The organism is Staphylococcus gallinarum (assembly GCF_029774255.1).
GTDB classification, from domain to species: Bacteria; Bacillota; Bacilli; order Staphylococcales; family Staphylococcaceae; genus Staphylococcus; species Staphylococcus gallinarum.
The window spans coordinates 707,786-722,706 of record NZ_CP069082.1 but is presented as its reverse complement, the minus strand read 5'-3'; the positions used below and the strand labels follow the sequence as shown (position 1 = coordinate 722,706).

At 33.9% G+C, this 14,921-nt stretch carries 12 protein-coding genes and 1 riboswitch; of the genes, 2 read left to right on the top strand and 10 right to left on the bottom strand.

Annotation, left to right across the window (positions count from 1 at the left end; genetic code table 11):
- Window positions 1-160: 160 nt before the first annotated feature.
- Entirely contained in the window at window positions 161-1,075 is a 915-nt protein-coding gene (locus JN168_RS03055) for a bile acid:sodium symporter family protein (RefSeq protein ID WP_107512350.1), read from the bottom strand.
- A gap of 269 nt (window positions 1,076-1,344) precedes the next feature.
- On the opposite strand from JN168_RS03055, the gene JN168_RS03050 reads away from it, so the two are divergent.
- Window positions 1,345-1,875 (top strand): hypothetical protein, encoded by a 531-nt coding sequence (locus JN168_RS03050; RefSeq protein ID WP_042739354.1) that lies wholly within the window; start codon window positions 1,345-1,347, stop codon window positions 1,873-1,875.
- A gap of 263 nt (window positions 1,876-2,138) precedes the next feature.
- Here JN168_RS03050 and JN168_RS03045 read toward each other — a convergent pair whose 3' ends face one another.
- Window positions 2,139-3,719 carry an alpha-glucoside-specific PTS transporter subunit IIBC gene (locus JN168_RS03045; protein ID WP_042739353.1) on the bottom strand — a complete coding sequence of 527 codons (1,581 nt, stop codon included), beginning with the start codon at window positions 3,717-3,719 and terminating at the stop codon, window positions 2,139-2,141.
- Between the two features lie 198 nt (window positions 3,720-3,917).
- Between JN168_RS03045 and JN168_RS03040 the strand changes: the two genes are divergently transcribed.
- Complete coding sequence (locus JN168_RS03040; RefSeq protein WP_042739352.1) at window positions 3,918-4,688, top strand: MurR/RpiR family transcriptional regulator; 771 nt, start codon at window positions 3,918-3,920, stop codon at window positions 4,686-4,688.
- 551 nt (window positions 4,689-5,239) lie between these two features.
- Here the strand turns inward: JN168_RS03040 and JN168_RS03030 are convergent.
- From JN168_RS03030 to hutU, 8 genes are all read right to left on the bottom strand, one after another.
- Complete coding sequence (locus tag JN168_RS03030) at window positions 5,240-5,746, bottom strand: SRPBCC family protein (RefSeq protein WP_042739351.1); 507 nt, start codon at window positions 5,744-5,746, stop codon at window positions 5,240-5,242.
- Window positions 5,747-5,990: 244 nt separating this feature from the next.
- On the bottom strand, window positions 5,991-7,295 hold the full coding sequence (locus tag JN168_RS03025) for a Na+/H+ antiporter NhaC family protein (protein ID WP_042739350.1): 1,305 nt from the start codon (window positions 7,293-7,295) through the stop codon (window positions 5,991-5,993).
- A gap of 103 nt (window positions 7,296-7,398) precedes the next feature.
- Window positions 7,399-7,497: riboswitch (SAM riboswitch) on the bottom strand.
- 136 nt (window positions 7,498-7,633) lie between these two features.
- Window positions 7,634-8,245: a flavin reductase family protein gene (locus tag JN168_RS03020; RefSeq protein WP_042739349.1), complete on the bottom strand. Its 612-nt coding sequence runs from the start codon at window positions 8,243-8,245 to the stop codon at window positions 7,634-7,636.
- Window positions 8,246-8,310: 65 nt separating this feature from the next.
- On the bottom strand, window positions 8,311-9,192 hold the full coding sequence (locus JN168_RS03015; protein WP_042739348.1) for an SDR family oxidoreductase: 882 nt from the start codon (window positions 9,190-9,192) through the stop codon (window positions 8,311-8,313).
- 83 nt (window positions 9,193-9,275) lie between these two features.
- The gene (locus JN168_RS03010) at window positions 9,276-10,400 is read right to left on the bottom strand and encodes an amidohydrolase (protein ID WP_042739347.1); all 1,125 of its coding nucleotides are present in this window, start codon (window positions 10,398-10,400) and stop codon (window positions 9,276-9,278) included.
- Between the two features lie 6 nt (window positions 10,401-10,406).
- Entirely contained in the window at window positions 10,407-11,519 is a 1,113-nt protein-coding gene (locus JN168_RS03005; RefSeq protein WP_424141395.1) for a SulP family inorganic anion transporter, read from the bottom strand.
- A gap of 344 nt (window positions 11,520-11,863) precedes the next feature.
- Window positions 11,864-13,096, bottom strand: coding sequence for an imidazolonepropionase (gene hutI / locus JN168_RS03000; RefSeq protein ID WP_279526170.1), 1,233 nt, complete (start codon window positions 13,094-13,096; stop codon window positions 11,864-11,866).
- On the bottom strand, window positions 13,096-14,757 hold the full coding sequence (gene hutU / locus JN168_RS02995) for a urocanate hydratase (RefSeq protein ID WP_107642006.1): 1,662 nt from the start codon (window positions 14,755-14,757) through the stop codon (window positions 13,096-13,098). The genes hutI and hutU overlap by 1 nt, the downstream gene beginning before the upstream one ends.
- Window positions 14,758-14,921: the final 164 nt, after the last annotated feature.

Genomic DNA, 14,921 nt, shown 5'->3' with positions numbered 1-14,921 from the left:
ACTGCTATCTTAGCATATTTATCTAAAAAACGCGCTCAAACCATTTCGCAACAAATTACAACAACATCATAATATATGCATACATGGTTATACCTATCTAAAAAAGCCTATTACCCAGCAATTTAAGTTGGAGTAATAGGCTCGAGCACTCATATTTTTATTATCGTTTATGCCAATATTTCGCCAATATTGGACCAGTAATATTGTGTACTAAACTAAAGACTGCACCAGGCACAGCTGCTAATGGGCTAAAATGAACCGTAGCTAAGGAAACTGCTAAACCTGAATTTTGCATCCCTACTTCAATCGACACGGCCTTTTTATCTGCACGTTCAAGTTTAAATACTTTAGCTAAAGTATAGCCCAAAGTATAACCTACAACGTTATGTAGAATAACAACTGCAAATATTAACAGACCTGTTTGTAAAATTTGTGACTTACTACCTCCAACAACCGATGCCAAAATCAATGAAATGGCTACAACCGAAACAATTGGAAGTGCAGTTGACGTCTTGGCAGCAAAGTTTTTGAATAGCTTTTGCAACACAAAACCAATAATTATTGGAATTAAGATAACTTGAATTACCGACCAAAACATACTCATAAATGATACTTGTAACCATTGATGTGCGAATAGATAAATTAAAGCTGGTGTCATAATCGGAGCAAGAATTGTCGATACACTTGTAATAGCTACCGATAATGCGACATTGGCATTCGCTAAATAACTCATTACGTTACTAGATGTGCCACCTGGACAACAACCTACTAATATAACTCCAATTGCTACTTCTGCAGGTAAATTAAATAATTTAGCAATGAGAAACGCAGTCGTTGGCATGATTGTAAACTGCAAAATCACACCAATAATAACCGATCTTGGTTGTTGAAAGACAATTTTAAAATCTTTCGGATCTATAGTTAAACCCATACCTAGCATTACAATACCCAATAGATATGGGACAAAGCCGCTTATTGTAGCAAGTTGATTTGGGAATATGAACCCAATAATAGCTGCAATCAACATCCATACTAAGAATGTGTTTGTCGCGAATCTACTTACCTTTGATAACATTTTGAACACTTCCTCTATGTAGTAATAAAGAAAAATGTATCATACTTTCATAGTCTGAACAATATAATTTTCGAAATATTCTAATATTTGTTAATAGTGCTTAACACCCTTGTAATCAACTTTTATTGAACTTCGTTCTTAAGACCTAGTGAATATAACAAAAAAGAGTGGTACAATTTAATAGAAATTAAAACTGGTGAAAATTAAACTACAATTGAATATTATGTATTATATTCAGGTTCATTTTTATATAGATGTGGAGGTATTATATGTTTTTAGATAAAACAGAAACATTTGTGTTGAATATTGGTGGACTTAATAAACGTAAGACACGAAAAGATTTAGCCAAAGTTTGTAAACAAATAAAGTTTTGTAATTCATTCAAGTTTTCAATTTATAAGGAAAAGCATCTATATGCTTTAAAGATTAACTTACCAAAACAACAATTGCCTTATGTGATTAGCTTTTTAAGCTTCCATAATTTTGATATATATCAAATTTTAGAATCTTCATACTCAGATAAATTAATTGATTCTGATCGTTTATTATTATCTTCAAAGCGTTTCGTGTTAACAATAGATGGGTTACGTGATGCTTTTATTAAAGATAAAATTATCGACATTATTAATATGATAAATAATACCGAAGACATCTCATACACTTTTAACAAAAATAAAGTTAATGTAAATTGTTCTGCAGCAGTCTTTTCAAGATTAATTAATAAAATCGCAACTCATAATATAGATATTTTATGTGCTGTAGCACAGCAGCGTGTTGTCCATAAAGCACGTATATCTTAAATTGATTGTTAAAACTAAATCTTTATTACTTACCTCTCTAAATTTGATAGAGAGGATTTTTAAATTTTAGAACATTATTTATAACTAAGTTGAATATCGTTATAAATAAATTTGGATATGTGCGACCTAGTCAGTGCTACTCTCGTGTGTTCTCTATGCTTTGTTTCAACATACAAAGAGCGATGATAGTTATTAGTTCTTGCTAACTATCATCGCTCTTTCTGTTCTATAGCGCTATACTATGATTTATCTATTTGCTCAAATTAATTATTCACAATATTTTCGAATGCTTCACGTACTTGAGGTACTGACATTCCAACAACAACTTGTACGTTTTTCCCACTTTTCACTAATCCATGTGCCATTTGATTATGTGTAAAGTAATCACTATCTTCGACTTTATCTATATCTTCAACTGTTAATCTTAGACGTGTTGTACAGTTCGTTACGTCTTTAATATTTTCTTTACCACCTAAACCTTCTAAGTAATACAACGCTTTTTCTTCATATTCGTTTCCTGCAACAGGTTGTGAGCCTTTATCTTCATTTTTACTCTTATAATCTTTCTTGCTATACAATTTAATGTCATCAGACTCTTTTTTACGACCTGGTAAAGGTATATCGAATTTCAAAATTAAAAATCTGAATAGGACGAAGTAAATACCAGTAAACGCAAGCCCAATAATAATTTGAATAACATAAGTTAACCAATGATTTTGTGCAAGTGGAATCCAGTTTGTTGCAAAGAAATCAATCAAACCTCCACCAAAGTTACCAACTAAACCAAATCCATACATTAAAGTATCCATAGTTGCAGATAAAATAGCATGTAGTACAAATAAGTATGGTGCAATAAATAAGAACGTAAATTCTAATGGTTCAGTAATACCTACAACTACAGCAGTTAATGTTGCTGGAATTAACAATGCTGCAATCTTTTTCTTATTTTCTTTAGGTGTCGTTGAATACATTGCTAACGCAATACCAATTGCACCAAAGACCTTACCATTCCCTTGAAGCATAAATCCATATGGGAATTGTTCTTTTAATGGTTTCGAGCTTCTAGCAAAGTCATTTACATGTTCAAACCATTCTGCTTTCAATCCATGATTCACTACGACTGGACCTACTTCGATAGGTGCATAAATAAAGTGGTGTAACCCAGTAGGAATTAATACTCTTTCTAAGAAATGGTAGAGCCATACGCCTATATATCCTGAACCAATAATAAATCCTTGTAATGATGAAATACCATTTTGAACTGTTGGCCATACAATACAAGTGATTAATGCTACAGGTAACATAACAAAGAATGATATTGTAACAACAAAAGTCAATCCTTGGAACACACCTAGCATTTCTGGTAGCCTCTTACTGTAATATCTATTATGTATCCAGGTAATAATACTTGAAATGATAATACCACCTAGAATATTTGTATCTAATGTTTCAATACCTGCAATAGCTTTTAGACCAGTAACATTTTCAACACCTTTTTCTAAGTTGGCACCAAATGTATGTGGCCATTGCGTTAAAATTGCATTTATAAATGTATTAAACATTAAATAACCCATTAATGCTGCAAGTGCTGCATGCCCAGGTGCTTTTTTAGCTAAAGAGAGTGGCAAACCTACTACAAAAACAATTTCCATGTGATTGAAAATAGTCCAACCACCCGCTTCAATTACGGACCAAATTTTAAACCATGTTGTTCCATCCTTAGCAATACTTCCCATAATAGCCGGATTTTTAAATAAAGTAGCAAAACCTAAGACTATACCAAAAAATGCAAACATCAATACAGGCACAATCATAGCACTACCAAATCGTTTTATTGCATTCATTTACATCCCTCCTACCGTCAAAATAAAATCTATTGTTACTTTTTATCTTGACTTGCATACCTTTCAATATTTAACTTTCTTACATCATATAGTAACCGCTTACATATAAACAATAGTTTGACGATAAATCGAATAATTTTATATAATCAGATTATATTTTCATAACACGAAAATATTTTCAAAAAATGGGGTGATACTATTTTTTTAGATGAACGTATAAATAGCAACTTTAATAAGTTGAATGACAATGATCTACATATCGCACAATATATTAATACTCATATCGAAGCATGTAAATCAATGAAGATTCAAGAATTAGCGCAAGCAACACATGCTTCCAATGCGACGATACATCGTTTTGCTAGAAAATTAGGCTTTGATGGGTATAGTGACTTTAAGTCTTACTTAAAATTCGAAAGTGAACAAACTCATGCATTAACGACAGACTCTATTGACAATTTCAAACAAGAAATTACAAATACCTTTAATTATTTAGATCGCATTGATTTTAAACTCGTAACTAATAAAATAAATCAAGCTGATACTATCTATCTCTATGGTACTGGATTAGCCCAAATGAATGTCGCACAAGAAGCGCAGCGTATCTTACTTACAGTGCATAAGAATATTATTGTTTTGCATGATCCCCATGAATTCAAGATGATTTTAAATAAAACAACGTCGAAAGACTTGTTCTTTATTATTTCATTATCTGGAGAATCTAAACAGTTAGAAGGTATTACGAATTTGCTACGTTTGCGTCATCATTACTTTATTTCTATTACAAATTTAAAAGATAACTCGTTAGCTCAAAAGGCAAATTATAATATTTACGTGTCTAGTAATACTTTTTTCCTTCAAGATGGCACTGATTATTCTAGTTTTATTAGTTATCATATCTTTTTCGAGACATTATTACGTAAATATAATGAGAGAATTGAAAATGGTGAATTACAGATTCAGATTTAAGCTAATCTAAAAATGGCATGCCAACCCAAGGTTGAATGCGTCTTTCGGGTTGGAATTTTTTTAAAAGATTGTTTTGCTCGCTTTCCTAGGGGACAGCTTCAGCCTGTAGTCTTCAGCTTGTCCTGTTCCCTTAGGAGTCTCGCACACAATCTCGCATATATTACTAATAACTATTTGGTTGTTTATATTTAAATCATGATATGCTTTTTTTACTATTTTTCATTTTATCATTCATGCTGTTTATCATTCTTCTTTTTACTTTGCTCCCTTTCCTAGGGGACAGCTTCAGCCTGTAGTCTTCAGCTTGTCCTGTTCCCTTAGGAGTCTCGCACACAATCTCGCATATATTACTAATAACTATTCGGTTGTTTATATTTTTATCATGATATGCTTTTTTCCTTTCAAATAAAAAAGGTGATTTCTATTATTATTGCAATAGAAATCACCTTAATTTATTAGTCAGAGTTTTAAATCTCTAGACATCTTATTTAGAAAATGAGTAATGACTCTCCTATATATTTTAATAAAGCACTGTAACCTACTAAGATTAATTACATTTCTGCTTCAAAATCTTCTAATGCGATTTGTAACTTATCAAATAACATTTCAAAGCCATGGGCAGTAGAATCATGATACTCTTTTTTCTTTTGTTTATATTCTAATGTTGTAAATCTTCTTTCTCTTGGTACTACAGCATTATACGTAAATACCATTTGTGTGATGCCTGGTTCGCGTTCAAATATTTCTACTTCTATAGTATCTTCAGAATCACTCAGTTCAGGCATGCCTATTGTCATTACAATATATTCGTAAGGTGTTAATGTGATAAAGCTTCCTTGGACTATATTTTCCTTACCTTTTCTAACGTCGACAATTTTATACGTTCCATTCTGATTCGCATCAACCTGTATTGTTTTATTCGTTCGCTCAGATGTCATAAACCATTGCTTTAAAAAACGTTGATCTGTCCACGCTTGATATAATAATTCAGGCTCGACTTTAAATAATCGTTCAAGTTGTATCTCAACATTTTCATTTTCAATATTATATCTTGCCACGATTGTTCACCTACTTTCACTCTTAAGTATATTTTAACTCATTCTAGGTAAGTTCTAAACAATAATCCTTTTATTTCGATTAAGTTAAACAAATATAAATCTAAATATTTATTACACTTACTTAGTATTTTTATTTTCATTACATCTATTTACAGAATTTAAAGTTAGTAAATAACGTTATTGTTTATTATACATTAATTTAAAATATACAATTAAACATTAGCATGTGAATCTAACAATCTAGCTATGCTTTACGCTTTTTCTTATCTAATCTCGGTAATCTAAAGAAAATTGCTACTAAACCACAGACACCTAATAACGCAGGATAAATAGCGTATGGAACTAAATCAAATGGTGATATGGATGCAACACCAGCAGCTGCTATAACTTGTGGACTATATGGTAAAAGCCCTTGGAAACAACTAGCAAACATATCTAAAATACTTGCCGACTTTCGAGGATCGACATCGTATTCATCAGCGATGTCTTTAGCTAACGGACCGGCCATAAGTATAGAAATCGTATTATTCGCAGTAGCAATATCTGCAGCACTTACCAATCCGGCAATACCCAGTTCTGCTCCACGTTTCGATTTAACTCTATTACGCACAAAATTTAATAACCACGTAATGCCTCCATTATGTTGAATCAACGCAACTAAACCACCAATTAACAATGCAATAATTGCAATATCTTCCATGCCGACAATACCTTTTGATATTGAACTTAATAGCCCTTTCCAGCCAAATGAATGATCAACCAATCCTATAATCGCAGATAGTAAAGTACCACCAATTAAGACAATGATTACATTAATTCCTACTAATGCCAGTATAAGTACCAATAAATATGGTATAACTTTAATTATATTATAATCATAATTTTTAGTCGCATCGATATGTGCACCATTTGTTAAAAACCATAGTGCAATAATAGTCAGTATTGCCCCAGGAAGTACTATTTTTATATTTACTTTAAATTTGTCACTCATTTTTGTCTTTTGTGTGCGTACTGCGGCAATTGTCGTATCAGAAATCATCGATAGATTATCACCAAACATCGCACCACCTACAACTGTAGCCATTGTAATCGCAGCTGATACATCTGTTGCTTGACTCAATCCGAAGCCTACAGGTGCGATTGCAGCAACTGTTCCTACAGATGTCCCCATAGAAACAGACACAAACATACAAATAATAAATAAGCCTACTATGATTAAATTTTCTGGAATAATTGATAAACCTAAATTAACAGTGGATTTTACACCACCCATATCTTCCGTTGTTTGTGAAAAGGCACCAGCCAATAGGAAAATCAACATCATTAACACAATGTTAGAGTGTCCTGCACCTTTCGTGAATATTTCAACTTTCTGTTGAAACGATTCTTTTCTATTTAATAACAAGCCAATGATAGAGGCCACAATAATTGCAACGTTTAATGGCATTGTCGTAAAATCACCCGTTGCTATACCAACACCTAGAAACATCGCCACAAAGACGATTAAAGGAATCAATGCCCATGCATTGCCTTTATACTGCTCTTTCATATTCAACCTACTTCCTTTGATATCAATTATGATTTAACGGTTTAATATCTTATAAAAATTAAAAACTCTTTTCATTCATTTGAAGAAAAGAGTTAATTTAAGCTCCTTATCTTCTAGCAATAGTTGCTACTGGATTTGGCACACGCTTTTACATGTTGCCGAAGTATCATAGGGCCAGTCCCTCCACTTCTCTTGATAAGTATGTTTTATTTTTTTACTACAAGAATTCTTGAATGTTAACGTCAAATACTGCTAAATATTAATATTTAATCTGAACTTTGTCAAACTTATTCCTTTAATAAACGAGTACAGAGTTTGATGATTTAACATGTGCATTACTATTCTGTTGGACGTTCAATGATGAATGATTGTCCAAGATTCGCATAATTATTTCCAGCTAAACGACTCACAGCTCCTAATGCTTTAGAATCAATCTTATGCGGTTCTATATAAACTGTATCATCAATATGAAACATCACTACTTCTCCAATAATTAAATCAGATCCCTCTTGTTTATCACCTAAGGGAATAATTCTATCTAATTTACACTCTAAGCGTATCTTAGCTTGTTCAATCCCAGGTACAGATACGACATCAGAATCAACGCATGTTAAGTCTGTTCGTTCTAATTCATTCAATGACCTTGCAATTGGAGCTGCTGTACGATTAATTTGTTCTACAGTATCTTCATCTGTTATATGCACAACAAATGCTTCAGTTGCTTCGATATTTAAGGAAGTATCCTTCCTTTTGCCTGCAGTTCGAGTTGTTGATAGCATAATCATCGGTGGCGCACTATTGACCACATTAAAGAAACTAAAAGGGGCTGCATTGAGCATGCCTTTCTCATCTTGTGATGTTACAAATGCAATGGGTCTTGGGATAACACTACCACTCAATAACTTATAGTTTTGTTGCTTTGTTAACTTTGCTGCTTCGAATTTTTTCATTTGTTCTACTCCTCATAAATAAAAAGTTAGAAAATCAACTTCCAGATTTTCTAACTTTTTGTTGTTTAATCTATTTGGGTTCCGCCTGTAACACCATACACTTGACCAGTTGTATAGCTAGATTCTTCAGCTGCGAGATGGACATATACACCTGCCAACTCAACAGGTTGACCTGCACGTCCTAGTACTGACTTTTGACCAAAGGTCGGTATCTTCGATTGAGGTTGTCCTCCTGAGATTTGTAACGGTGACCAGAATGGACCAGGGGCAACACAATTAACACGTATACCTTGTTCACCTAATTCTTCAGATAAACTTTTGGTCAATGAAATGATTGCCGCTTTGGTTGCAGCATAATCATGCAATATTGGACTTGGATTATAACCTTGAACAGAAGATGTCAATGTAATCGTTGCTCCGGGTTTTAAATAATCTATCGCCTTTTGTACTGTCCAAAATATAGGATAAACATTCGTTTCAAAGGTTTCTGTAAAGGAAGCTGTATCAAAGCCTTTGATACTTTCTCGATATTGCTGATGACCAGCGACTAACGTCACATTGTCCAGTCCACCTAATTCTTGATGTGCCTGTGCAACCAAGTCATAGTTAAATTGTTCATTTCGAATATCACCCGGTATAAGCACTGCTTTACTGCCAGCAGCTTCAATTACCTGTTTCACTTCTTCAGCATCGACTTGTTCATCAGGGAGGTAATTAATTGCAACATCCGCACCTTCTTTTGCATACGCAATTGCAGCAGCACGACCTATTGCAGAATCACCACCAGTTACTAACATTTTATAACCTTCTAATCTATGATGGCCTGTATATGATGATTCTCCACAATCTGGTTGAGGGTCTAATTGTTGTTGTAGTCCAGGAACAGGTTGTTCTTGCTTTGGAAAATCTTTGTTTGAAAATTTCTTTCTAGGATCTTGAGCAGACATAAGTAAACACTCCTTAATACATTTTACTTATATATTCAATACCCAATATGTTTCTGATTAATACAAAATAGCACTAATTATAATTAAACTTCATTTAATAGCTTTTGTACAAAAGTAACAAAATAATCTGGTACCTTTTCTAAAATACGCTCATCCGGATCATACTTCGGATGATGTAAATCATATTCACTGTTTGAGCCAATAAAGACAAATACGCTTGGGTATTGTTGAGAGAATCCAGAAAAATCCTCGCCAATTGTTAACGGTTCGTCCATAATACTTACGTTGTAACCTACTTCTTTTGCAACGGTAATGGCGTCATTTGTCAATTTTTCATCATTAACGACAGCACCAGGGAGACGGTGGTAGATTGTTTCTATTTCAACATTAAAGGCTTTGGCTAATCCATCGCCAATTGCTTTTAATCGTTGTTCAATTTCATTTCTTTTATCTTCGTCAAAGCTTCTTACCGTACCTTGTACATACGCATGATCAGCAATAACATTCCAAGTATTACCGCTTGAAACCTCACCAATTGTTACGACAGCATTATCAAATGCTGACATATTACGACTGACAATAGATTGCACACTGTTTATCAATTGACCTAATACAATGACTGGATCATTTCCTTGCTCAGGCTTTGCTGCATGCGCACCTGTTCCCTTTATCTTATATTCAAAACGATCCACTGATGATGTGATGACACCAGATTTCACTGCAAACTCGCCAATATCTAATGTAGGGTAGTTATGATAACCTAACACTGCTTTAGCACCATCAATCGCTTTGGTATCTGTAATGTAAAACGCTCCATAACCTAATTCTTCTGCTGGTTGGAAAATAAACCTTACTCTTCCATTTAAATCTGACTCTACTTCCTTCAAACGTGTTGCTACGGCCAAGATACTTGCCATATGTATATCATGACCACATGCATGCATTACGCCTTCATTTGTAGAAGCAAATTCATTTTCTACTTGTTCATTAATTGGTAAAGCATCAATGTCTGTTCTAACTGCTACAAATGAATCTCCTTGACCGATTTCCGCGACTAAACCCGTTTCTAATGGTAAATCTAAAATTGTTATATCATATGATTCTAATATACGACGCAACCTTTTCGTCGTTTCATATTCATACTCTGATAATTCAGGATACTGATGAAACGTTCTTCTCCAATTTATATAATCTTCATATTGTGGCATGTTATGTCACGTCCCTTCTTTATTTATTAAATTCTTTATTAAATAGTAACAAAGCGTTACTACAATTACTCCCATTGCTAAATTGTTCGTAACTAAAATAATACATATTGTTAAGCAAACTGTGCTTACATGCACCACTGGCGCTTGCTTTATATATGCAATCGTTCTTCTATCAAATGTGCTAAATGCAATAGTTATCAGTACAGTTGCTAAGACTGCCATAGGGATTTGAATCAATAAAGAACCAAACAGATAGATACTGAGCAATAAAAAGCTTCCAGTAATTAATGAAGATACTCTAGAAGTGCCACCCATAGCAACATTGAATCGCGATTGACCTACAAGTGCACTTCCACCATATCCACCTAAGAAACTCGTGATAATATTAGCAATCCCTTGACCTATAGATTCCTTGCTTACATCACTTTCAACTTTCGTAAGTTGATCTAACACTTGCTCGGTAAGTGCGTTTTGAATTGTTGCAACTATAGCCATCGCAATACCATAAACCAATGCAGTCAACCATAATTGGCGATTCATTATATGATCAAACATAATAAATAAATTGAAATCGAGTTGAACCATAGAGATATCTTTCACTAATTCACTATTTAATTGGAATAGCCAAGTAACGATAGACATTACCACTATCGTTATCAAAGGGGATGGAATTTGATTTGTAATTTTGGGTAACCCCCAAATCATCACAAACGAAACAACTACGATACCATATGTTGTTATTGTAGATGGAAAAATATGCTCTAATTGAGATGATAATAATATTATACCTAACGCATTCATAAAGCCAATTACAACACCTTGAGGTACGATATCAATAAGACGATTCAATCGACATAAACCAAATATAATTTGAGTTAGTCCCATGATAAACGTTGCCATAATTAGACCGACTAACCCGGAATCCGAAACCAAAGGGGCAACTATCAGTGAAACACCACTGCTTGGAGCTGATATCATTAATGAACGATTGCCGACAATACTTATGACAATCATAATAATACCTGTACTCATTAATCCAATAGAAGGACTCACACCTGCAATAAAAGAAAAAGCAATTGCACCAGGTATTAATGACAATGCTAATAGTATACCAACCAATACATTATGCTTTAAATTATTCGTTCATTGTGTGAGATAAGTATTTTTTTCCATACGTTGCGCACCTCCTATCCCCCTTGCATCTATATTATCATAATTGTCAAAATATTTAATAAACTCCGATTTGTAATTTTTTCCGTTACATTAATGATGTATCAAATATTTTAAAAATCTCAAAAAACAAAAATGGGACGTGAATCTATTTATCTTCCAAACAGATTTCGTCGTCCCATTAATTCACATATTTATTTCATTATAAAATTCATGATTCAAAGATGCTTTCAAGTTTGACAACCTAACAAACTGAAACATTGTGAAATGAATATCTGAGCTGCCTTAACGTATTATAATTCAAAAGAATTATCTACAATGACCTTGCCATCTTTAATAACTTTTTGAGCATGGTTTACGCCATAATGATACGGAATATATTCATGGTTTGGTGCATCCCAAACAACAATATTTGCTTTATCACCTTTATTAATTGTACCAGCATCAACATCAATTGCTTTTGCTGCGTTTACCGTAACAGCATTCCAAATTTCATTTGGTGATAATTTTAATTTTAATGCTGCGATAGACATAACTAACTGTAAGTTATTCGTTACACAACTACCAGGATTAAAATCAGTAGCAATTGCAATTGCTCCATTATTATCAATCATACCGCGCGCATCTGCATATTGTTCTTTATCTAAATAGAAAGTAGTTCCTGGTAATAATACCGCTACTGTATCACTATCTCTTAATTTAGCTTTGCCTTCTTCACTAGATGCCACAAGGTGATCTGCAGAAATCGCACCTTCATCAATTGCTAATTCTAAACCACCTAATGGATCTATTTCATCGGCATGAATCTTCACAGCAAAGCCTTGCTCTTTAGCTGCTTGCATATATTTTTTAGATTCTTCTACGGTAAATACGCCTGTTTCACAGAATATATCTGCGAAGTCTGCATAACTTTTAACTTCCGGTAATAAGTCAATCATTTCTTGTAAGAAAGCTTGGTTTGATTCAGCATCTTTAGGTACCGCATGTGGTCCAAGGAATGTGTGTTTCATATCTAAGTTATATTTCTCAGCAAGTCGATTTGAAACTTTTAATTGCTTTAATTCATTTTCCTTATCTAAACCGTAACCACTTTTACTTTCGACAGCTAACACACCATGTTGAATCATTGTTAATAGATTTTTCTCAGCTTTTTCAAATAATTCATCTTCTGTGGCATTGCGTGTAGCTTCAACTGTTGATAAGATTCCGCCACCTTGCTCTAAAATTTCTAAATAAGAAACACCTTGTCGTTTTAATGACATTTCGTGTTCTCTCGAACCGCCGTGAACTAAATGCGTATGTGCTTCTACTAATGCTGGTGATACTACTTTACCAGCGGCATCTATTGTTTCATTAGCTTCATATTCATCTGTATGTGAACCAGAATAAACGACCTTTCCATCATTGATAACGACTGTACCATTTTCAATGATTTCTAATTCATTTAATTCTGCTCCTTTTAAAGGTCTATCCGTAGATTTCGGTAAAATTAACTGTTTTATGTTTTGGATAATTAAATCGTTCATTATTTCGCTCCTTTACCATTAATCATTGGAATTTTGATGCCTTTTTCATTTGCAACATCAATCGCTGATTGATAACCTGCATCAGCATGTCTCACTACTCCCATACCCGGATCTGTAGTTAATACACGTCCTAATCGTTTATCAGCTCGTTCTGAACCATCTGCTACAACTACCATACCAGCATGTAAAGAGTAACCCATACCTACACCACCACCATGGTGGAATGAAATCCAAGAACCACCAGCTGCTGTATTGATTAAGGCATTTAATACTGCCCAGTCACCTACAGCATCTGAACCATCTTGCATCCCTTCTGTTTCACGGTTTGGACTCGCAACTGAACCAGAATCTAAATGGTCACGACCAATAACGATTGGTGCTGAAATTTCACCTTCACGAACAAGTCTATTTAATGCTAAGCCCATCTTCGCTCTTTCTTCATATCCTAACCAAGCAATTCTTGATGGTAAACCTTGGAACGCAATTTTTTCCTCTGCCAAATCTAACCATCTAATTAACTTTTCGTTATCTGGGAATAATTTTCTCATTTCTTCATCTGCACGTTCAATGTCTTTTGGATCACCACTTAATGCCGCAAAACGGAATGGTCCTTTACCTTCACAGAATAGCGGTCTAATATATGCTGGTACGAATCCAGGGAAATCAAATGCATTTTCCAAGCCATTATTATATGCAACTTGGCGAATATTATTACCATAATCAAACGCAACTGCACCTTTTTGTTGGAAAGCTAACATTAATGATACGTGTTCTTTCATTGAAGCTTCAGATTTTTCTACATATTCTTTAGGATCTTTTTCTCTTAATGCCTTTGCCTCTTCTAAAGAGTAACCTTGTGGTACATATCCATTTAAAGGATCATGTGCACTTGTTTGGTCAGTAATGATATCAATTTTAAAGCCTTTATCTAAAATTGCTTTATGCGTATCAACTGCATTACCCACTAGGCCAATTGAAAGTGGTTTACCTGCATCGCGTGCTTCAGCTGCTAATTCTAAAGCTTCATCTAAGCTATGTGTTTTTACGTCGCAATAACGTGTTTCAATACGTTTATCAATTCGCGTTTCATCTACATCTACGCCAATTACGACTCCACCATTCATCGTAACAGCAAGTGGTTGCGCACCACCCATACCGCCTAATCCAGCCGTTAATGTAACTGTGCCAGTCAATTTACCATCAAAATGTTGATTAGCTAATTCACCAAATGTCTCATATGTTCCTTGAACAATACCTTGTGAACCAATGTAAATCCAGCTACCTGCTGTCATTTGCCCATACATCATCAAGCCTTTTTTATCTAATTCATTAAAGTGATCCCAATTAGCCCATTCTGGAACTAATACTGAATTTGATAATAATACGCGAGGTGCTTCTTCATGTGTTTTAAATACAGCAACAGGTTTACCTGATTGAACTAACATAGTCTCATCAGCTTCTAAATCACGTAAAGTATTTTCAATAGCTTCAAATGCTTCCCAGTTTCTAGCAGCTTTACCAATACCACCATAAACAACTAAATCTTCTGGTCGCTCCGCTACTTCAGGATCTAAGTTGTTATACAACATTCGTAATACGGCTTCTTGTTCCCATCCTTTACACTCTATATCTAAACCTTTTTTAGCTTCGATTTTTCGCATAGTTCACTACTCCTTTGTTTTATTATAATTTTTCATTAATATATGCAATATTGCACAATTACCCCTAAAATCAAATCATATTTCATAGTTGCATTTTTAATTATCATACTTGTTATATAATTCAGTATATTATGATAATATATAGACTACAAATATAAATAAAC